At 73.1% G+C, this 18,418-nt stretch carries 21 protein-coding genes and 2 pseudogenes; 15 read left to right on the forward strand and 8 right to left on the reverse strand.

From position 1 onward, the window contains the following. Window positions 1–75 precede the first annotated feature (75 nt). Window positions 76–1,098 (forward strand): annotated as a pseudogene (locus tag AB0K09_RS14475) (coproporphyrinogen-III oxidase family protein); the annotation flags it as partial. 80 nt (window positions 1,099–1,178) lie between these two features. Here AB0K09_RS14475 and AB0K09_RS14480 read toward each other — a convergent pair. Together AB0K09_RS14480 and AB0K09_RS14485 are read right to left on the reverse strand one after the other, a co-directional pair. Then, window positions 1,179–2,018, reverse strand: a complete 840-nt coding sequence (locus AB0K09_RS14480) for a DUF3097 domain-containing protein (protein ID WP_366065681.1) — start codon at window positions 2,016–2,018, stop codon at window positions 1,179–1,181. 33 nt (window positions 2,019–2,051) lie between these two features. Beyond that, complete coding sequence (locus AB0K09_RS14485) at window positions 2,052–2,813, reverse strand: MBL fold metallo-hydrolase (RefSeq protein ID WP_366065682.1); 762 nt, start codon at window positions 2,811–2,813, stop codon at window positions 2,052–2,054. Between the two features lie 207 nt (window positions 2,814–3,020). On the opposite strand from AB0K09_RS14485, the gene hrcA reads away from it, so the two are divergent. The 9 genes from hrcA to AB0K09_RS14530 all read left to right on the forward strand — a co-directional run bounded on the left by hrcA (window position 3,021) and on the right by AB0K09_RS14530 (window position 12,814). Beyond that, window positions 3,021–4,037: a heat-inducible transcriptional repressor HrcA gene (gene hrcA, locus AB0K09_RS14490; protein ID WP_366065683.1), complete on the forward strand. Its 1,017-nt coding sequence runs from the start codon at window positions 3,021–3,023 to the stop codon at window positions 4,035–4,037. Then, the gene (dnaJ, locus tag AB0K09_RS14495; RefSeq protein WP_366065684.1) at window positions 4,038–5,177 is read left to right on the forward strand and encodes a molecular chaperone DnaJ; all 1,140 of its coding nucleotides are present in this window, start codon (window positions 4,038–4,040) and stop codon (window positions 5,175–5,177) included. It begins immediately after the preceding gene. A 194-nt stretch (window positions 5,178–5,371) separates the two neighbouring features. Next, entirely contained in the window at window positions 5,372–6,451 is a 1,080-nt protein-coding gene (locus AB0K09_RS14500; protein ID WP_366065685.1) for a nitronate monooxygenase, read from the forward strand. Further along, window positions 6,448–7,197: a 16S rRNA (uracil(1498)-N(3))-methyltransferase gene (locus tag AB0K09_RS14505; RefSeq protein WP_366065686.1), complete on the forward strand. Its 750-nt coding sequence runs from the start codon at window positions 6,448–6,450 to the stop codon at window positions 7,195–7,197. The genes AB0K09_RS14500 and AB0K09_RS14505 overlap by 4 nt, the downstream gene beginning before the upstream one ends. Before the next feature lie 281 nt (window positions 7,198–7,478). Continuing rightward, a complete protein-coding gene (locus AB0K09_RS14510; protein WP_366065687.1) occupies window positions 7,479–8,456 on the forward strand; it encodes a hypothetical protein in 978 nt (325 codons plus the stop codon). Between the two features lie 87 nt (window positions 8,457–8,543). Beyond that, complete coding sequence (locus tag AB0K09_RS14515) at window positions 8,544–9,176, forward strand: class I SAM-dependent methyltransferase (protein ID WP_366065688.1); 633 nt, start codon at window positions 8,544–8,546, stop codon at window positions 9,174–9,176. 199 nt (window positions 9,177–9,375) lie between these two features. Further along, window positions 9,376–10,128 (forward strand): ABC transporter ATP-binding protein, encoded by a 753-nt coding sequence (locus tag AB0K09_RS14520; RefSeq protein ID WP_366065690.1) that lies wholly within the window; start codon window positions 9,376–9,378, stop codon window positions 10,126–10,128. A gap of 23 nt (window positions 10,129–10,151) precedes the next feature. Further along, entirely contained in the window at window positions 10,152–11,549 is a 1,398-nt protein-coding gene (locus tag AB0K09_RS14525; RefSeq protein WP_366065701.1) for an FtsX-like permease family protein, read from the forward strand. A 41-nt stretch (window positions 11,550–11,590) separates the two neighbouring features. Next, a complete protein-coding gene (locus AB0K09_RS14530; RefSeq protein WP_366065691.1) occupies window positions 11,591–12,814 on the forward strand; it encodes a sensor domain-containing protein in 1,224 nt (407 codons plus the stop codon). Window positions 12,815–12,817: 3 nt separating this feature from the next. On the opposite strand, the gene AB0K09_RS14535 is transcribed toward AB0K09_RS14530, so the two are convergent. Next, window positions 12,818–13,483 (reverse strand): response regulator transcription factor, encoded by a 666-nt coding sequence (locus AB0K09_RS14535; RefSeq protein WP_366065692.1) that lies wholly within the window; start codon window positions 13,481–13,483, stop codon window positions 12,818–12,820. Window positions 13,484–13,584: 101 nt separating this feature from the next. Here AB0K09_RS14535 and AB0K09_RS14540 point away from each other — a divergent pair, with 101 nt between their 5' ends. Beyond that, entirely contained in the window at window positions 13,585–13,989 is a 405-nt protein-coding gene (locus tag AB0K09_RS14540) for a hypothetical protein (protein ID WP_366065693.1), read from the forward strand. Continuing rightward, window positions 13,986–14,285: a hypothetical protein gene (locus AB0K09_RS14545; protein WP_366065694.1), complete on the forward strand. Its 300-nt coding sequence runs from the start codon at window positions 13,986–13,988 to the stop codon at window positions 14,283–14,285. Before AB0K09_RS14540 ends, AB0K09_RS14545 begins: the two co-directional genes overlap by 4 nt. On the opposite strand, the gene AB0K09_RS14550 is transcribed toward AB0K09_RS14545, so the two are convergent. Together AB0K09_RS14550 and AB0K09_RS14555 are read right to left on the reverse strand one after the other, a co-directional pair. Next, a complete protein-coding gene (locus AB0K09_RS14550) occupies window positions 14,278–14,466 on the reverse strand; it encodes a DUF397 domain-containing protein (RefSeq protein ID WP_366065695.1) in 189 nt (62 codons plus the stop codon). The genes AB0K09_RS14545 and AB0K09_RS14550 overlap by 8 nt on opposite strands. 11 nt (window positions 14,467–14,477) lie before the next feature. Continuing rightward, window positions 14,478–15,329 carry a helix-turn-helix transcriptional regulator gene (locus tag AB0K09_RS14555; RefSeq protein WP_366065696.1) on the reverse strand — a complete coding sequence of 284 codons (852 nt, stop codon included), beginning with the start codon at window positions 15,327–15,329 and terminating at the stop codon, window positions 14,478–14,480. A 170-nt stretch (window positions 15,330–15,499) separates the two neighbouring features. Here AB0K09_RS14555 and AB0K09_RS14560 point away from each other — a divergent pair, with 170 nt between their 5' ends. Next, window positions 15,500–15,973, forward strand: coding sequence for an ATP-binding protein (locus AB0K09_RS14560; protein WP_366065697.1), 474 nt, complete (start codon window positions 15,500–15,502; stop codon window positions 15,971–15,973). Here the strand turns inward: AB0K09_RS14560 and AB0K09_RS14565 are convergent. After that, complete coding sequence (locus AB0K09_RS14565; RefSeq protein WP_366065698.1) at window positions 15,970–16,458, reverse strand: DUF523 domain-containing protein; 489 nt, start codon at window positions 16,456–16,458, stop codon at window positions 15,970–15,972. The two genes, AB0K09_RS14560 and AB0K09_RS14565, sit on opposite strands and share 4 nt — an antisense overlap. Beyond that, entirely contained in the window at window positions 16,458–17,057 is a 600-nt protein-coding gene (locus tag AB0K09_RS14570; protein ID WP_366065699.1) for a TetR/AcrR family transcriptional regulator, read from the reverse strand. The genes AB0K09_RS14565 and AB0K09_RS14570 overlap by 1 nt, the downstream gene beginning before the upstream one ends. Before the next feature lie 135 nt (window positions 17,058–17,192). Here AB0K09_RS14570 and AB0K09_RS14575 point away from each other — a divergent pair, with 135 nt between their 5' ends. Further along, complete coding sequence (locus tag AB0K09_RS14575) at window positions 17,193–18,110, forward strand: alpha/beta fold hydrolase (RefSeq protein ID WP_366065700.1); 918 nt, start codon at window positions 17,193–17,195, stop codon at window positions 18,108–18,110. A gap of 9 nt (window positions 18,111–18,119) precedes the next feature. Here the strand turns inward: AB0K09_RS14575 and AB0K09_RS14580 are convergent. After that, window positions 18,120–18,341: pseudogene (locus tag AB0K09_RS14580) on the reverse strand (SAM-dependent methyltransferase); the annotation flags it as partial. Window positions 18,342–18,369: 28 nt separating this feature from the next. On the opposite strand from AB0K09_RS14580, the gene AB0K09_RS14585 reads away from it, so the two are divergent. Continuing rightward, window positions 18,370–18,418 (forward strand): hypothetical protein (locus tag AB0K09_RS14585; protein ID WP_366065702.1); only part of this gene is annotated, 49 nt, incomplete at its 3' end.

Genomic DNA, 18,418 nt, shown 5'->3' on the forward strand with positions numbered 1-18,418 from the left:
GACTCCTACGCGCACAGCGGATAGGGACCGAACTGTCTCACGACGTTCTAAACCCAGCTCGCGTACCGCTTTACCGAGACGGTCGCCGAGGAGATCCGGCTGGCCCGGAAGGTGCTCGGCGACGACCCCCGGCCGGTCGAGACCGTCTTCGTCGGCGGCGGCACGCCCACCCTGCTGCCCGCCGCCGACCTGGGCCGCATGCTCGCCGCCATCCGCGACGAGTTCGGCCTGGCCGAGGGTGCGGAGGTCACCACCGAGGCCAACCCCGAGTCCGTCGACCCGCGCTACCTCGCCGAACTGCGGGAGGCCGGCTTCAACCGCGTCTCCTTCGGCATGCAGAGCGCCCGGCAGCACGTCCTGAAGATCCTCGACCGCACGCACACCCCCGGCCGCCCGGAGGCATGCGTCGCCGAGGCACGCGCGGCGGGCTTCGAACACGTCAACCTCGACCTGATCTACGGCACCCCGGGGGAGAGCGACGACGACTGGCGCGCCTCCCTCGACGCGGTCATCGGCGCCGGCCCCGACCACGTCTCGGCCTACGCCCTGATCGTCGAGGAGGGCACCCAGCTCGCCCGGCGCATCCGCCGCGGCGAGGTGCCCATGACGGACGACGATGTGCACGCCGACCGCTACCTGATCGCCGAAGAGGCGCTCTCCGGGGCGGGCTACGGCTGGTACGAGGTCTCCAACTGGGCCACCACCCCCGCCGGCCGCTGCCGCCACAACGAGCTCTACTGGCGCGGCGCGGACTGGTGGGGCGCGGGGCCGGGCGCGCACTCCCACGTCGGCGGCGTGCGCTGGTGGAACGTCAAGCACCCGGGCGCCTACGCGCAGGCCCTCACGGAGGGGCGTTCGCCGGGGGCGGGTCGCGAGGTGCTTGCCGCGGAGGACCGCCGGGTGGAGCGCATCCTGCTGGAACTGAGGCTGGTGGAGGGCTGCCCCCTCTCCCTCCTGAAGCCGGCCGGCGCCGCCGCGGCGCAGCGAGCCCTCTCGGAGGGCCTCCTGGACCCCGACTCCTACGCGCGGGGCCGCGCGGCCCTGACCCTGCGGGGCCGGCTCCTGGCTGACGCGGTGGTGCGGGACCTGGTCGACTGAGCGGGGCGGACTCGGCCCGTCCGGCGTTCGAGGACCGGGGGGTCGGGGGCTGGGCCCCCGAAGAACCGGGAAGGGGCGGGTCAGGGGCAGGAATCGCTTGACGCGGTCACGAAGTCGATGAGCTCCTCGACCCTCCCGAGGAGCGCCGGCTCCAGGTCCTTGTAGCTCCGCACCGACCCCAGGATCCGCGCCCACGCGCGCCCCGTGTGGTCCGGCCACCCCAGCGCCCGGCACACCCCTCGTTTCCAGTCCTCGCCCCGCGGCACCCGGGGCCACCCCGGAATCCCCACCGACGCCGGCTTCACGGCCTCCCACACGTCGATGTACGGGTGCCCGACGACGAGCACGTGCTCGTCCGTGACGGACGCCGCGATGCGCGACTCCTTCGAGCCCGGGACCAGGTGGTCCACCAGCACGCCCAGCCGCGCGTCCGGCCCGGGGCCGAAGGCCCGGACGATCTCCGGGAGGTCGTCGACGCCCTCCAGGTACTCCACGACCACACCCTCGATGCGCAGGTCGTCGCCCCAGACCCGTTCGACGAGCTCCGCGTCGTGCCGCCCCTCGACGTAGATGCGGCCCGCCCGCGCGACCCGGGCGCGGGCGCCGGGGACAGCCAGCGAGCCGGACGCCGTACGGGCCGGTCCCGCAGGGACCCCGGCCGAGGGCCGTACGAGCGTGACGACCCTCCCCTCCAGCAGGAAGCCCCGCGGCTCCATCGGGAAGGCGCGGCACTTGCCGAAGCGGTCCTCCAGCGTGACCACCGGCCCCTGCGCCGTCTTCTCGCACCGCACGACCGCCCCGCAGAAGCCGGTCGTGACCTCCTCCACCACCAGGTCGAGCTCGGCCGCGACCTCGGGAACCGGCTGCGTCCGCTTCCACGGCGGGGTCAGATCAGGGTCGTACTGTCGGCTGCTCCGCATGCGCGCCATTGTGGATCATGATCGCGGCGCCGGTCACGACGCCCCGAAGCGCTCCGCCAACGCGTCACGCTGCCTCCGCACGAACTCCGCATCCACCACGGCCCCGTGCCCGGGCACGTACAGCGCGTCCTCGCCGCCCAGCGACAGCAGCCGGTCCAGGGCCGCTGGCCAGGCGTGCGGGAGGGCGTCCGGACCGGCCTGCGGTTCGCCGGACTCCTCGACGAGGTCACCGCAGAAGACGACGGCGGGCCCGTCGCCGCCGGGCACCAGCACCGCGAGGTCGTACGCGGTGTGCCCGGGGCCCACGTTGGCGAGCAGCACGCGCCGGCCGCCGCCCAGGTCCACGGCGACCTCGCCGGAGACCGTGTGCTGCGGGCGTACGAGCAGATCGACGGCCTCCGCCGCCTCCTCCGCGTCAACCCCGTGCCGTACCGCGTCCCACCGCACCTCGTCGCGCTCGCGCGCCAGCATGTCGTCGAGTCCGACGGCCCCGTACACCTGCACGCCCGAGAAGGCGGCGGTCCCCAGGATGTGATCGAAATGGGGGTGGGTGAGTGCGATATGCGTCACTGCGTGGCTGCCCGTCTCCACCGGTTCGCGCCCGAAGAGCGCGGTCACCTCGCAGCGGATCTCCACGCCCTCCCGCAGTGAGGAGCCGGTGTCCACGACCATCAGGCCCGTCCCGCCCGCGATCGCGCCGACCGTGGCGTCCCAGCCCGGCAGCCTGCGGCGGGCGACGCCCGGCGCCAGCCGCTCCCAGCCGTGAGCACCCTCACGTACCCCGTCGTGTTCCATGGGGCAGACGCTAGCCGGAGAGGAGTACCGTTGCCCGGCCGGACGGCGGTCCGGACCGCCCGTGACGAGGACGGCCCTTGCCCTCGTCGTGGTGACCGGCCGTACACTGGCAACGGGTTCTGGCACTCGTGACCACTGAGTGCCAAAGGAAGAGGTCCTGGAGAACCCCGTACGACTGCTGGACCCGCTGGACTGGAGGTGCGCGCGATGCTGAGCGAACGCAGGCTCGAGGTGTTGCGCGCCATCGTCCAGGACTACGTGGGCACCGAGGAGCCGGTCGGCTCCAAGGCCCTCACCGAGCGGCACAAGCTCGGCGTCTCCCCGGCCACCGTGCGCAACGACATGGCCGCCCTGGAGGACGAGGGCTTCATCGCCCAGCCGCACACCAGCGCCGGCCGCATCCCGACCGACAAGGGCTACCGCCTCTTCGTCGACAAGCTGGCCGACGTCAAGCCGCTGTCGATCGCCGAGCGGCGCGCCATCCAGAACTTCCTGGACGGCGCGGTCGACCTGGACGACGTCGTGGCGCGCACCGTCCGGCTGCTGGCGCAGCTGACCCGGCAGGTCGCGGTCGTGCAGTACCCGTCGCTGACGCGTTCGACCGTGCGCCATGTGGAGCTGCTGTTGCTCTCCCCGTCCCGCATCATGCTCGTGCTCATCACGGACACGGGCCGGGTCGAGCAGCGCATGGTCGACTGCCCCGCGCCGGTCAGCGAGCAGTCGCTGGCCGACCTGCGGGCCCGGCTCAACAGCCGGGTCGTCGGCCGCCGCTTCACGGATGTGCCGCGACTGGTGCAGGACCTCCCGGAATCCTTCGAGCAGGACGACCGCGGAACCGTTTCCACCGTGCTGGCGACCCTCCTGGAGACGCTGGTCGAGGAGACGGAGGAGCGGCTGATGATCGGCGGCACCGCCAATCTCACCCGATTCGGGCATGACTTCCCGCTGACGATCCGGCCCGTGCTGGAAGCGTTGGAGGAGCACGTCGTCCTGCTCAAGCTGCTCGGCGAGACCAGGGACCCCGGCATGACCGTGCGCATCGGTCATGAGAACGCCCACGAGGGTCTGAACTCCACATCGGTCGTCGCCGTCGGCTACGGTTCGGGCGACGAGGCAGTCGCCAAACTCGGCGTGGTCGGACCGACCCGCATGGACTACCCCGGAACGATGGGAGCGGTACGCGCAGTGGCACGTTACGTCGGACAGATCCTGGCGGAGTCGTAAGTGGCGACGGACTACTACGCGGTCCTGGGTGTACGGCGTGACGCCTCGCAGGACGAGATCAAGAAGGCCTTCCGCCGTCTCGCGCGCGAGCTGCACCCGGATGTGAACCCGGACCCGAAGACGCAGGAGCGGTTCAAGGAGATCAACGCCGCCTACGAGGTGCTCTCCGACCCGCAGAAGAAGCAGGTCTACGACCTCGGCGGGGACCCGCTGTCCGCCTCGGGCGGCGCGGGTGCGGGCGCCGGCGGCTTCGGCGCCGGCTTCGGCAACTTCTCCGACATCATGGACGCGTTCTTCGGCCAGGCCGCCCAGCGCGGCCCGCGCTCGCGCACGCGGCGCGGCCAGGACGCCATGATCCGTATCGAGGTCGACCTCAACGAGGCCGCCTTCGGCACGACCAAGGAGATCCAGGTCGACACCGCCGTCGTCTGCGGCACCTGCAGCGGCGAGGGCGCGGCCCCCGGCACGTCCGCCCAGACGTGTGACATGTGCCGTGGCCGCGGCGAGGTCTCCCAGGTCACCCGGTCCTTCCTGGGCCAGGTCATGACCTCCCGCCCCTGCCCGCAGTGCCAGGGCTTCGGCACGGTCGTGCCCACCCCGTGCCCGGAGTGCGCCGGCGACGGCCGGGTCCGCTCCCGCCGCACCCTCACCGTCAAGATCCCCGCCGGTGTCGACAACGGCACCCGCATCCAGCTCGCCGGCGAGGGCGAGGTCGGTCCCGGCGGCGGCCCGGCCGGCGATCTGTACGTGGAGATCCACGAAAAGCCGCACCCGGTCTTCCAGCGCCGCGGCGACGACCTGCACTGCACGGTCAGCATCCCCATGACCGCGGCCGCGCTGGGCACGAAGGTGCCGCTGGAGACGCTCGACGGCGTCGAGGAGATCGACATCCGCCCGGGCACCCAGTCCGGCCAGTCCATCCCGCTCCACCAGCGCGGCGTCACCCACCTGCGCGGCGGCGGCCGGGGCGACCTCGTCGTCCACGTCGAGGTCACCACCCCGACCAAGCTCGACCCGCAGCAGGAGGAACTCCTGCGCCAGCTCGCGAAGATGCGCGGCGAGGAGCGCCCGCTGGGCGAGTTCAAGCCGGGCCAGCAGGGGCTGTTCTCGCGACTCAAGGACGCGTTCAACGGACGGTAGGCGCGCGGCCGGGGGTTCGGGGGTTGTCCCCCGGGCGGGCACAGTGAGCCGGGCCAGCAGGGCTTGTTCTCGCGGCTGAAGGACGCGTTCAACGGGCGCTGAGCGATTCGCTGTGACGGACGGGCCGGTGCACACCGGCCCGTCCGGCGTTCATGGGGGCCGAGCCCCCGGGGGAAACGTGACACGATGTGCTCATGGCCTTCGAGTTCCCGCACCCGATCGTGCAGGCCCCCATGGCCGGCGGTGCCTCGACCCCGTCCCTCGCCGCGGCCGTCTCCGACGCCGGAGGCCTCGGTTTCCTCGCCGCCGGCTACAAGACCCCGGCCGCCATGTACGAGGAGATCAAGCAGCTCCGCGCCCGTACCGCCCGCCCCTTCGGCGTCAACCTGTTCATGCCGCAGCCCCCGGCCGCCGACCCGGCCGCCGTCGAGGTGTACGCCGAGCAGCTGGCCGGCGAGGCCACCTGGTACGAGACCCCGCTGGGCGACTGGGACCGCAGTGCCGACGACGCGTACGACGCCAAGCTGGCGATCCTCCTCGACGACCCCGTCCCGGTCGTCTCGTTCACCTTCGGCTGCCCCTCGCCCGCGGACCTCGACGCGCTCGCCCGTGCCGGTACGTTCACGGTCGTCACCGTGACCTCGGCCGACGAGGCGCTCGCCGCCCATGAGGCCGGCGCGCACGCCCTGTGTGTCCAGGGCGTGGAGGCCGGCGGCCACCAGGGCACCCACCACGACGACCCGCACGCCGACGGCGCGGGTGCGGGCCTCGGGCTGCTCGCGCTCCTCGCCCAGGTCCGGGAGAGCGTGCCGCTGCCGCTCATGGCCGCCGGCGGGCTGATGCGCGGCGCCGACATCGCCGCCGTCCTCGCGGCCGGCGCCCGCGCCGCCCAGCTCGGCACGGCCTTCCTGCCCTGCCCCGAGTCCGGCGCCCACCCCCTGCACAAACAGGCCCTGACCGACCCGCTGTTCGTCCGCACCGAGCTGACCCGGGCCTTCTCCGGCCGCCCGGCCCGCGGTCTGGTGAACCGGTTCATCCGCGAGCACGGCCCGTACGCCCCCGCCGCGTACCCGCAGGTCCACTATCTGACCGCGGGCCTGCGCAAGGCGGCCGCGGCGGCCGGGGACCCGCAGGCGATGAACCTGTGGGCGGGGCAGGGCCACCGGCTGGCCCGGACGCTGCCGGCGGCAGAACTGGTCGGCACGCTGGTCGCCGAACTGGCGGCCGCGCAGGCGGCGTCGACGCGATCCATCCGAGAGAGTGAGCCTTCATGACAGCGCCGGTCTTCGTGGTCGAAGAGGACGCCCTCACCGGCGTCTTCCCCGGCACGGTCTTCTCCCTCGACGGCCCCGAGGGCCGTCACGCCGTCTCCGTGCGCCGGCTGCGCGTCGGCGAGGAGATCGTCCTCACGGACGGCGCCGGCACCGGCGCGTACGGCACGGTGGCCGCCGTCGAGGGCAAGGACCGCCTCGACGTATCCGTCACCACCGTCCGTTCCGAGCCGGAGCCGCAGCCGCGCATCACGGTCGTACAGGCCCTGCCCAAGGGCGACCGCGGCGAACTCGCCGTCGAGACCATGACGGAGACGGGCGTCGACGCGGTCGTCCCCTGGGCGGCCTCGCGCTGCGTCACCCAGTGGAAGGGCGAGCGCGGCCTGAAGTCCCTCGGCAAGTGGCGCTCGACGGCCCGCGAGGCCGGCAAGCAGTCGCGCCGCCTCCGCTTCCCCTCCGTGGCCGACCTCATGACGACGCGACAGGTGGCCGAGCTCCTCGCCGGGGCGGACTTCGCCGCCGTCCTCCACGAGGAGGGCAGCACCCCGCTCGCCACGGCCCAGCTGCCGCCCGCCGGTGACATCGTCCTCGTCGTCGGCCCCGAGGGTGGCGTCTCGCCCGAGGAACTCGCCGTCTTCGCGGAGGCGGGTGCGGGCCCGTACCGCCTGGGCGCGAGCGTGCTCCGCACGTCCACGGCCGGCACGGCGGCCACGGCCCTGCTCCTGGGGCGCTCGGGGCGCTGGGACTGACGGCACGGCAGCGCAGCTGCGTGCGCAGGACTACGAGCGCGTGACTCGGTGACGTTCTCGCAGGTGGACATGGAACGGGCTCTGCGACGGCCGGCGCCGGGCACCGTGGTACGGCGAGGCGCGCCGCGCCTTCGGCATCTCCAGCCAGCCGACCCTGCCTGGGTGGCTTTCCGGTTGCGGTAGGTCCGGGACGTCCCGGTGGAGGCGTACGGCCCCCCGGCGTCCCAGACCTACCGCAAGCGTGCCGGAACCGCGGGGGTCCGGCCGTCGTCGTGCACATCATGATCGACACGACCGACCTCACCCCCGCCCCGGACCAGCTCGCCGACGCCTGGCGGCGCATCGCCAGGAACTCCCCGGCACAGCAGGCGGACCCGCTCGTCATGCAGTGCGCGAGCGGCCTCGCCGCCGACCCGGGCGGGAAGCACGCCCACGTGTGGGTGGCGGGGCTGGTCGCCCTGTCGGGCTATCTGGCCTGGCGCCCGGAGCGGGCGGCCGAGGAGGCGGCCCTCGCCGCCCTGCGCGCCGCGGCGAAGGAACTGGGCGGACGCCCGTGCGAGCACGAGGAGCACCCGTACGAGGCCCAGGTGGGGTTGCTGGAGGACGACATCTGGACGTTCGACACCGGGCTGCTGACCACGGCTGACGAGCAGGTGCTGTGCCCGGTCAACGTGGCGGGGTGGGCCCGGGTCGCGGTGGACGTGATCGCCCCCTTCACGGTGCGCCGCATACCGGTGGGGGCGCCGGAGCACCACCGCAGTTACATCAGGACCCTCTCGGGCATCGTGAACGACTACCCCTACTGCGACCCGCACGAGGTGCTCACCGACGAGGCCGAGGACCACCCGTACCTTCCCACCCGTGGCGAGCTGGCCGGCTACCTCGTCACCATGAACGCCACGTGCTGGTACGCGACCTCGGAGAGGATCACGGACCGCGGGGTGCTGGACGCGATGATCGAGGGGATCGAGAAGGCCGTTTCCCTGCTGGACGACCGCCCCTGCACCCACGCCCCCGGCGAGCACCCCGACACCGGCGACCCGGACTGGACGAACCAGGTCGGCTACCTGCTGCGCAGCCCCGGCGGCCGGGCCGAGATCTCGGAGTACGACGGCTGGGACGAGAAGGACGAGGAGGGCGAGGCGGACCAGGAGTACGAGCCGCTGGACGCGTGGGTCTGCCCGGAGTTCCTGCACGACCTGGCGGAGAAGACGCTCGTGGAGCTCAAGAGCGGGCTGGCCGCGTACGAGACGGCCTAGCGCGGGGGTGATGCGCTGGCAAACGGCGGACCGGCGCGACGGCGGCCGGCCCACGGCCGCCGTCGTGTCCGGCTAGGGTCCTCGCTCGTGACCGAAGCCTCCTCGCACCTGAGTGCGACAGCATACGCCTACGACGCCCTGGCGGACCGGTACGCCGCCTTCGCCCGCAACGCGCTCGACCCGCTTCCGCTGGACCGCGCGGTGCTCGCGGCGTTCGCCGAGTACGCGCGGGCCGGCGATGCCGGGCCCGTCGCCGAGCTGGGGTGCGGTCCCGGGCAGGTGACCGCGCTCCTGCGGGACCTCGGGCTGGACGTCCTCGGCGTCGACCTGTCCCCGGCGCTGATCGACATCGCTCGCGCGACCTACCCGGACCTGCGGTTCGAGGTCGGTTCCATGGACGCCCTGGACCTGGCCGACGGCGAGCTGGGCGGCATCGTGTCCTGGTACTCGGTCATCCACACCCCACCGCGGTACGTGCCGTCGTACTTGGCCGAATTCCGGCGGGTGCTCGCGCCCGGCGGCCCTCTCCTGCTGGCCTTCTTCGAGTCGGAGGGCGAGCCGGTCACGCCGTTCGACCACAAGGTGACGACGGCCTACCGCTGGCCGGTCGAGGAGCTCGCGACGCTGGCCGGCGAGGCCGGGTTCGTCGAGGTCGGCCGGATGCTGCGCGAGCCGTGCGAGGGGGAACGGTACCGCCGGGGGCACCTGATCATGCGCTGAGCCGAGGCGCGTGAGATCTTCCGCCGCCATGGCGGCGAGCCACCGTGGCGAGCCACCGCGGCGAGGCTCCGGAGGCATCCACGGTCACCGCGACCGACGCGTTCGCCGCGATCCCCCGGCAAGGGGTTCGGTTTCCCGCACCCCCGGTCCGGGGGCCCGCACGATCGATCGCCGGGCGCCGTCCGCCGAGGATGAACGCATGGCTGAGACAGCGACGGACACCGGGACGGCAACCGCCGCCCGGGCGGAGAACCTGCATCGTGAGTACGGGCGTGGCAGTGCCGCCGTGCGGGCGTTGCGCGGGGTGTCGGTGGCCCTCGCGCCCGGGACGTTCACGGCGGTGATGGGCCCGTCGGGCTCCGGCAAGACCACCCTGCTGCACTGTCTGGCGGGGATGGACCGGCCCACCCGGGGCTCCGTCTGGTGGGGCGGTACGGAGGTGTCCCGGCTGCCCGAGCGGCGGCTGGCGGAGCTGCGGCGCAGCCGGGTCGGGTTCGTGTTCCAGGCGTTCAACCTGATGCCGGCGATGACGGTCGCGCAGAACGTCGAGCTCCCCGGCCGGCTGGCCGGCGAGCGGCCCGACCGGGGCCGGGTGCTGGACGCGCTCGCCCGGGTGGGACTGGCCGGGCGCGAGCGGCACCGGCCCGGGCAGCTGTCCGGCGGTCAGCAGCAGCGCGTGGCGATCGCCCGGGCGCTGGTCTCCCGCCCCGAGGTGCTGTTCGCCGACGAGCCGACCGGCGCGCTCGACCGGGCCACCGGCCACGAGATCCTCGCCCTGCTGCGCGCCGGTGTGGACCGGGACGGCCGGACCTGTGTGATGGTGACCCACGACCCGGTCGCCGCCGGGTACGCGGACCGGGTGCTGCTGCTCGCCGACGGCGTGGTGGTGGACGAGCTCGACCGGCCCACCGCCGCCCAGGTCGGCGAACGCCTGAGCAGGCTGGGCGGGTGAGCGCGATGACTTCGATGACCTCGATCGCCTCGATCGCCCTCGGGCAGCTGCGCCGGCGTCCGGCCGCCTTCGCCGGCCTGGCGGTCGCGCTCTTCCTCGCCATCGCCACCGTGACGCTGTTCGGCTCGCTCTTCGCCGCCGATGCCACCACGCCCGCGGCCGTCCGGAAGGCGGCCGCCGGGCCCGGACTGGCGGTGATCGCCGGGGCGTTCGGTGAGATCGCCGTGCTGGTCGCGTTCTTCGTCGTGGTCAACGCGCTGGGCTTCGCCCTGCGCCGGCAGCACCGCGAACTGGCCCTGTTGCGCACGATCGCGGCGACGCCCCGTCAGGCGCGGCGGCTGGTCCGGGGCCAGGTCGTCGCGACCACATTGCTGGTGGCCGCGCCGGGCTGGGCCGCCGGCGCGGTGGCGGCCCGCCGCTTCCTCGCCGAGCTCCAGCGGCGGGGAATGGCGGCGCCGGGCGTGCGGGTGCCGGGAACACCGGTGCCGATGCTGGTCGCGCTGGCCGCGGCGCTCGTCGTCGGGCTGGTGGCCTCGGCCGTCGCGGCCCGGCGGATCTCCCGGATCGCGCCCGCGGCCGCCCTCACCGCGAGCTCGACCGAGCACGGGCGGACGGGTGCGCCACGCCTGATCGCCGGAATCGGCGCGCTGGTGGGCGGCGGCCTGCTGCTGCGGCTGGCCGCGACCCGGCCGGCGGAGCAGATGGACAAGGCGGGGCAGGCGGCGTTGTTCGGCTCGCTGGTGCTGCTGGTCGCGGTCGCCCTGGCCGGGCCGCTCGTGGCGCGGGTCCTGGCGGCCGTGCTGGGCGCGCCGGTACGGGCCCTGGCACCCGGGGCGGGCTGGCTGGCCGACGCCAACCTGCGCGGGTACGCGCGGCGGCTGTCGTCCGCCGTGGTGCCGGTCGCGCTGCTCGTGGGGCTGTCCGGCACCATGGTGATCATGACCTGTACCGCCGGGCACGCCGCGAGCCTGACCGCGACGACGGCGACGACGGCCACGACGGCGACCAGCGCCACCTCCGCCACGGACGTCTGGCTGCGCCAGGCCGAGCTGGCGCTGCTGGTTTGCTTCGCCGCCGTCTCCACCATCAACACGCTGGTCGCCGTGACCGCCGGCCGGCGCCGCGAGTTCGCGCTGCTGCGGCTGGTCGGCGCGACCCGGTCGCAACTGCTGCGCGCGCTGAGCCTGGAGGCACTGCTGACCGCGGCCGTGGGCCTCGTGCTCGGCGCGACGGTCGCGGGCACGGCGTCGGCGGCGTTCAGCAGGGCGGCGACGGGGTCGGCTGTGCCGGTCGTCCCTGCGGACAGCTGCTGGTGGATCGTGGCGGGGGCGGTGGCGCTGACTGTTCCGGCCATCATGGCCACGGGGGTGCGGGCGGTTCGCGGGGCGGCGGCGGAGCTGGTGGCCGAGGGCGGCCGGTGAGTGGGCGTCGGCCGGGTACCTGCGGCGAAGGCTGGGTGCTGATGACTGAGGGGCGGCGGTACTTCTCCGTCCGGGGCGGCGAGTGGGTCTTCGCCGTCGCCGGGCTGCCGCTCGCGCTGCTCGGCGGCGTCTACGCGCTCGCCGTGCTGTACGCGGGGGCGCTGCTCTCGCTCACCGTGCTCGGCCTGCCGTTCGTGGTCGCCGCGCTGCTGGGCGCGCGTGGACTCGGCGCGCTGCACCGGCGGCTGGTCGGCCGGTTGCTCGGCGAGCGCGTCGAGGCCCCGGCCGGCCTGCCCCGCCCGGCGGGCGCCGTCGCCCGTGGCCGCGCCGTGCTGACCGACCCGGTCGCCTGGCGGACGCTGCTCTATCTGGTGCTGCGGTTGCCGCTCGGCGTGCTCGGCTTCGTCGCCGCCCTGGTGCTTCCCCTCGGCTGCGGCTGGCTGATCGGCTGTCCGCTCTGGGTGCGCCTCCTGCAACCGGGCCCCCGGCCGGCCATCTGGCTGGACGCCGCCTCCCCTGCGCTGGGCCTGGTCCTGCTGTCCGCGGTGCCCGGCGCGATCCGGGCGCTGAGCGGGGCAAACCGGCGGCTCGCCCGGCTGCTGCTCGGCCCGGCGCGTGCCCAGCAGCGCGTTCGGGAGCTGGAGACCGCCCGCGCCACCCTGCTCGCGGACAACACCGACCAGCTCCGCCGCCTGGAGCGCGACCTGCACGACGGCACCCAGGCCAGGCTGGTCGCCCTGGCCATCACGCTCTCGCTGGCCGAGGACGCGCTCGCCTCCGTCGCCGGCCCGGACACCGGGCGGCTGCGCACCCTGGTGAACCGCGCCCGCGGCCAGACCGACGAGACCATCGCCGAGCTGCGGCGGCTCACCCGGGGCATTCACCCGGTGGCGCTGGACGGCGGCCTCGGGGAGGCGTTGCCGGGGCTCACCGCCACCTCGCCGGTGCCCGTGACCGTCCGCCTGGACCTGCGGGAACGCCCGGACCCCGTGGTCGAACGGGCGGTCTACTTCTGTGCCGCCGAGCTGCTCACCAACGTCGCCAAGCACAGCGGTGCCCGCTCGGCCGGGCTCGCGGCGAGCGCGGCCGACGGCCGCGTCCGCCTGGTCGTGCGGGACGACGGCCGCGGCGGCGCGGCGCTCGGCGCCGGCACCGGCCTGACCGGTCTCGCCGAGCGGCTCGCGGCGGTGGACGGCGTCCTGCGCCTCGACAGCCCGCCCGGCGGCCCCACCGTGGTCACCGCCGAGCTGCCGGCCCGGCTGTGAGGCTCAACCGCCGCTTTCGGCCAGGTAGGCGAGGACGGCCTTCACCCGCCGGTTGTCGGCCTCCGTCGCCAGCAGGCCGAACTTGGTGAAGACGGCCGCGACGTGCTTCTCCACCGCCCGCTCCGACACGAAGAGCAGCGCGGCGATGGAACGGTTGGAGTGGCCTTGTGCCATCAGCTCCAGCACCTCGCGCTCGCGCGGCGTCAGGGCGTCCACCCGGCTGCGGCGTCCACCGCGCATCAGCTGGTTGACCACCTCCGGGTCGAGGGCCGTGCCCCCGCCGGCGACCCGGTGCAGCGCGTCCACGAACTCGGAGGTTCGGGCGACGCGTTCCTTCAGCAGGTACCCGATGCCCGCCGCACCGTCCGCCAGCAGCCGGGAGGCCCAGGCGGCCTCGACGTGCTGCGAGAAGACCAGGATGCCGACCTCGGGTGTCCGCGCACGGATCTCGACGGCGGCGCGAATGCCCTCGTCGGTGTGCGTGGGCGGCATCCGGATGTCCACCACGGCCACGTCGGGCCGGTGCCCGTCCACCGCGGCGAGCAGCTCGGGCGCCGTCCCGGCGGTGGCCACGACCTCGCATCCGCGGGCACCCAGCAACTCGACCATGCCGTCACGGAGAACGACGGAGTCCTCGGCCAGTACCACGCGCAGATGCCTGTCGATCATGACGTCATTATCGATGTGAGAACGTCCTCCCTGTGATCAGTCAGGACGTTGTCCCACGCCGCGAACTCGTGGCTGTGGACGGATTGAGCGCCGCGGATGCCGTGGCCGTTCATCGCGAAGCGCTCCGGGTGCGGCGCCCCGACATCGACGCGGCGCTTGTCGACGCCTACAGCGACGACGAGTGGCCGCCGTCGGTGCTGCGCTCGTACGAGCGGGCGCTGGCCCTGGCCGCTCAGGAGGCCGCGAACGGTACGCGCTCCCGGCGCGCCGATCCCGGGATGGGGATCGACATCGACGTCCGCGACGACGAGCAGTTCGAGGTGCTGTCGGACCTGGCCCCGTACACGATCGGTGCCGAGGGCCGGCGGGAGGGCCGGTTGGTCTTCAGCGCCGGTGACTCGGGAACGTCCCTGTGGATCTCCGTCACACGGGAACAGGAGGCGGAACTCCGGTCCAGGCTGGAGGCGCGGGGGGTCCCGCCGACGGCTCTGGCGGTTCGGCCGTGAGCGTCTTTCTCATGCCGGCGACGGCCGAGGCGGAGGAGTATCTGCATGAGATCGTCGACGTGATGGTCGACGAATGCGGGATCTCCCGGGCGGAGGCGGTGGCACGCGTCAACGACGCGTGGGGAGACCTGTCCTTCTCCGAATGGCCCGACCTGATCGGCCACGAGCTGCCGGAGCACTGGGCGTACGGCTTCTGCTACGGGGACGTGCGGTACTGGGACCCGACGGCGGACCGGTCGGAGTGGGTACTGAGAGAGCCGCCTCCGGCGGGGGCGCCTTGCTGGACCGTCAGGTAGGACGGTTCAATCTGCCGGACTTGATGTGGGATATGAGGGTGCCCAGGCCTTCGGCGCGGGCGGTGACGATGACGTGGGGGTCGTCGCTTTCGCGGAGGTGGATCGCGCCGCTTGCGGCGATGCCGACGCACGACGAACCCGCCTCGCAGTAGGTGGACATTTGCCAGCTAAGGGTGGTCACCGGGATTCCATTCAAATCGACTTGGCGATGCGGTGGATCAGTTCGCGGGACTCATGGGGGCTGAGTGCCACGCTTTCCATGCGGTCCAGCATCAAGCGGAAGCGCTCCAGGCTGGCTCCCGCGTCAACGAATCGTCCGCCATGAGCGGCGTCGAGATGGACGGTGTCCAGTGGCCTGACTCGCCCGCACAGATAATCGACTCCGTGGCCGGACACGGGGAAGGTCGTGCCACCGAACGGAATGACAGCGATGGTGATGCCGTCTCGCTCGCTCATGGCGATGACATGTGCGAGCTGCGCCCTAGCTGTGTCAGGCCCCCCGAACTGCATCCTCAGGGCCGCCTCGTGGATGATCGCCGTGTACTGCGGTGGCGCATCGCGAAACAGGATCGACTGTCGCTTGATGCGGTGAGAGACCCGGTACTCCACCTCGTGCGGCATTAGCTGTGGGACGAATTCACGGAAGATGGCCCGGGCGTGCTCAGGCGTCTGCAGAAGCCCGGGGATGGTGATGACCTGAGCCACACGCAGTGCCGTCGCGTGGTGTTCGGCCTCCGCCAGGTCGAGCAGGCTGGTCGGGAGCGTCTCCCGATACTCGGCCCACCAGCCGTGGGTCCGTTCCGTCGCCATTCCGGCCAGCGCGTCCATCAACGCCTGGTCCGTGCAGCTGTAGTTGCGCGCCATCGCGCGGACCCGTTCCGCGCTGACGCCGACGCGGCCCGCCTCGATGTTGCTGATCTGGGCCTGGCTGGTGCCCAGCAGCCGGCCCGCCTCGGTCGACGAGACGCCTGCGTGCTCACGGAGTTTGCGCAGCTCGGCGCCCAGGCGGAGTTGGCGGGCTGTTGCGAAGTTTCTGACCGGCATCCGCGTTCTCTCTCGTTCGTACACAGCGCGTGATCGTCACCCGTAAGGGTGCAGAAGTAAGATCTGCGCCCAATGCGGCACACAACTTATACGCGCCCCGCTAGCGTGTGAGCCAAGCCACTCGCCGACCCCGCGAGTGATTCAACTCTGCCTCCCGCCAGGAGACTTCCATGGCCACCGTATCGCCGCAGCGCCCCTGGTCGTACACCCTCGAACTGCCGCACGAGCCGCACGCACCCGCGATCGCGCGGGTGACGCTGCGCAGCGTCCTCGGCAGACACGGCATGGCCAAGGTCGCCGAAACGGCGGAGCTGCTCGCCTGCGAGCTGGTCACCAACGCCTACGTGCACACCAACGGCCGTTGCTCGCTGCGGCTGCAAGGGTGGGAGGACGGCCGGCTGCGGGTGAGCGTGTGGGACACCAACCCGCATGTACCGCCGCAGTTCGGCCCGGAGGAATCCGCCCCGCAGGTGCACGACCCGGACAGCGAGGCGGGGCGCGGGCTGCTTCTGCTGCGGCTGTGTGCCGACAACTGGGGCGGATACGCCTACGACCGGCACGTCTTCGGCCCGTGCGGCGGCAAGACGCTCTGGTTCGAGCTCGCGCCGCGCACGGCGGCGGCGAGGTACGGGGTCACCGTCTAGGGCCGGTCGTCCAGACAGGCTGCCGCGTCGGAGAGCCGGTCCTCCCCGAAGACCCGTATGCCCGCTCGCCGCAGCAGCGCGGTCGTGACGCCGTGGCCGGGGACGCGGGTCGCCGTGAAGGCGCCGTCGTAGACGCGGAGGCTCCCGCAGGACGGGCTGGATTCCTTCAGCAGCGCGATGCGGGCACCGGCCGCGCGTGCCGCCTCCAGTGCCTTGTGGGCGCCGAGGACGAAGGGGCCGGTGACGTCCTCCCCGGTCGCGGTGAGTACCCGGGCGGTGCCGTCCAGGACCGCCGCGCCGTCCCCGCCGACGATCTCGGCGGGCGACCGCGGCACGGGCAGGCCGCCGGCCGTCTCGGGGCAGAACGCGACGAGGCGCCCCTCGGCCCGCCAGCGGGCAAGGAGTTCGTGGTCCAGTCGCTTCGCGCCGCCGTCGTACCGCACGCGGCTGCCCAGCAGGCAGGCGCTCACCAGGATCTTTTGCATCACTGAAAGATACGGTCCAGGTGGCGCTCCAGGACTTCCGCGGCGGACCGCGGGCTGCGCTGGCCGACGAGGATGCTGGTGCCCAGCCCCGCCGACATGGCCAGCAGGCTGATCGCCTCCACGCGCGCGTCCAGCCCGGGCCGGGTGAGACCCGACTCCTGGGCCTGGGTCAGGAGTTCGGCCACGGTGTTCTCCGCGGTGTCGGGGTCGCGGATGAAGGGCTGGTCGGCGAGCGCCTCGTCGGTGACGGACAGCACCGCGTACGAGGTGTAGACGAGGTGGAAGGTGCGGCTCTCCTCGTCGGTCGGCAGGGACGCCATCAGGAGCGCCTCGATCACCGCGCGGGGGCCCGGGTTGTCGCCGGCGGCCCGGACCCGGGCGGTGACCCGTTCCCCGAACCGCTCGGTCAGATGCCGCAGGCCGTGGAGCAGCAGCTTCTCCTTCGTCTCGAAGTAGTACTGCACCAGCCGCAGGGACACGCCCGCCTCCGCGGCCACGTCGCGCATGCCCACGGCGTGGAGTCCGCGTCGCCCCGCGACCCGGAGGAGTGCTTCGGCGATCTCGGTACGCCGTTCTGCGTGGTCCACGCGCTTCGGCATCTTGTCGCGCCTCCGCTCCTCGGTTGTGCCGCTGCCGCCCGTACGCCGGGCTGGCGGCCTTCATGGTACAGCTGTATCAGGTTGATGGTACGGTCGTATCACGAACAAGTGATCGCATTCGGAGGTGGCTTTCCCATGCCCGAGACCAGGACCCGCGAGCGCGCCCGGCCCGACGTCGGCCGGTATGTGAACGACGACCTGCGAGAGCGGTACTTCGCGGCGTGCGACGCGCTCTACGCCATGGGCGCGCCGGCGGTCGGGGAGAAGGACGTGGAGACGAGCTACGGGACGACGCACGTCTACCGCTACGGCCCGGACGACCCGTCCGGGGAGTCCCGCACGCCGGTCGTGATGGTGCACGGGGCCGGCAGCTGTTCGGCGATGTGGTACCCGAACACGCCGGCGCTGAGCGCGGATCGCCCGGTCTACGCGATCGACACCCCGGGCGACCCGGGCCGCAGCGTGCAGCGGGAGGCCATCCATCAGCCCGAACGGGCCGCGCAGTGGCTGGACGAGACGCTCGCCGGACTCGGTCTGGACCGTGTGCACCTGGTCGGTTCGTCCTACGGCGGATGGCTCGCGCTGAACCAGGCGCACCGGCGGCCGGGCCGGCTGGCGTCGGTCACCCTGCTCGACCCGGGCGGCCTGGAGAAGGTGGGGCTGCGGTTCTTCGTCTGGATCTTCGTCAGCCTGTTCGCGACGTTCGCGCCCAAGGCGCTGCGCCCACGGCTGGCAGCCTGGCTGGAGCAGCCGGTCCTCGTCATGCCGGAGCTGCGCACGATGGTCAGGCTGGGCGTCCGGGCCTACCGCATCCGCCGCCCGGCCCCGCTGCCTCTGTCGGAGGAGGAACTGGCCAGCATCCGCACCCCGCTCTACCTGGTGCTCGGCAAGCGGAGCCTCCTGGTCCACCCGCGCCGGCAGGTGGAGCGCGTACCGCGCCTGGTGCCGGGGGCCCGGGCCGAGATCGTCTCGAACACGGGCCACGGCCCCCAGATCGACCACGCGGACGAGGTCAACCGCCGGATGCTGGCCTTCATGGCCTCGGCCGACTGACCGCCGCCGTCACCTGCGGCGGAAGAGGGCCGTCCAGAGGAAGTCCTCCCCGAACCACGGGGACTGGGGGTCCTCGTCGTGCATGCGGCGCAGCTCGACCTCGGTGAGGCCGGAGAAGATCCGGCGGAGGGACTCCGGCGTGTAGGCGAGGCCGCCGTGGAGGCGGGCCTGGCGGTAGAAGTCGGCGTCGGGCAGCTCGGAACCCATCGACCCGGCCGCGAAGCACGCGAGGAACGGCGACCACCAGCTCTTCTACCTGATGAGCCGCGGTCTGTCCGAGGACGAGGCCATGGCGATGATCGTGCGCG

Source organism: Streptomyces sp. NPDC049577 (assembly GCF_040675635.1).
In the GTDB taxonomy this organism is placed as follows: domain Bacteria; phylum Actinomycetota; class Actinomycetes; order Streptomycetales; family Streptomycetaceae; genus Streptomyces.

Bases quoted from the DNA above. Each gene is read 5' to 3' on its own strand.
- AB0K09_RS14530 (WP_366065691.1), top strand. From the start codon at position 11,591: ATGACTGAGGGGCGGCGGTACTTCTCCGTCCGGGGCGGCGAGTGGGTC.
- AB0K09_RS14505 (WP_366065686.1), top strand. From the start codon at position 6,448: ATGACAGCGCCGGTCTTCGTGGTCGAAGAGGACGCCCTCACCGGCGTC.
- AB0K09_RS14485 (WP_366065682.1), bottom strand. From the start codon at position 2,813: ATGGAACACGACGGGGTACGTGAGGGTGCTCACGGCTGGGAGCGGCTG.
- hrcA (WP_366065683.1), top strand. From the start codon at position 3,021: ATGCTGAGCGAACGCAGGCTCGAGGTGTTGCGCGCCATCGTCCAGGAC.
- AB0K09_RS14565 (WP_366065698.1), bottom strand. From the start codon at position 16,458: ATGCAAAAGATCCTGGTGAGCGCCTGCCTGCTGGGCAGCCGCGTGCGG.
- AB0K09_RS14510 (WP_366065687.1), top strand. From the start codon at position 7,479: ATGATCGACACGACCGACCTCACCCCCGCCCCGGACCAGCTCGCCGAC.
- AB0K09_RS14520 (WP_366065690.1), top strand. From the start codon at position 9,376: ATGGCTGAGACAGCGACGGACACCGGGACGGCAACCGCCGCCCGGGCG.
- AB0K09_RS14570 (WP_366065699.1), bottom strand. From the start codon at position 17,057: ATGCCGAAGCGCGTGGACCACGCAGAACGGCGTACCGAGATCGCCGAA.
- AB0K09_RS14555 (WP_366065696.1), bottom strand. From the start codon at position 15,329: ATGCCGGTCAGAAACTTCGCAACAGCCCGCCAACTCCGCCTGGGCGCC.
- AB0K09_RS14560 (WP_366065697.1), top strand. From the start codon at position 15,500: ATGGCCACCGTATCGCCGCAGCGCCCCTGGTCGTACACCCTCGAACTG.
- AB0K09_RS14575 (WP_366065700.1), top strand. From the start codon at position 17,193: ATGCCCGAGACCAGGACCCGCGAGCGCGCCCGGCCCGACGTCGGCCGG.
- AB0K09_RS14500 (WP_366065685.1), top strand. From the start codon at position 5,372: ATGGCCTTCGAGTTCCCGCACCCGATCGTGCAGGCCCCCATGGCCGGC.
- AB0K09_RS14535 (WP_366065692.1), bottom strand. From the start codon at position 13,483: ATGATCGACAGGCATCTGCGCGTGGTACTGGCCGAGGACTCCGTCGTT.
- AB0K09_RS14480 (WP_366065681.1), bottom strand. From the start codon at position 2,018: ATGCGGAGCAGCCGACAGTACGACCCTGATCTGACCCCGCCGTGGAAG.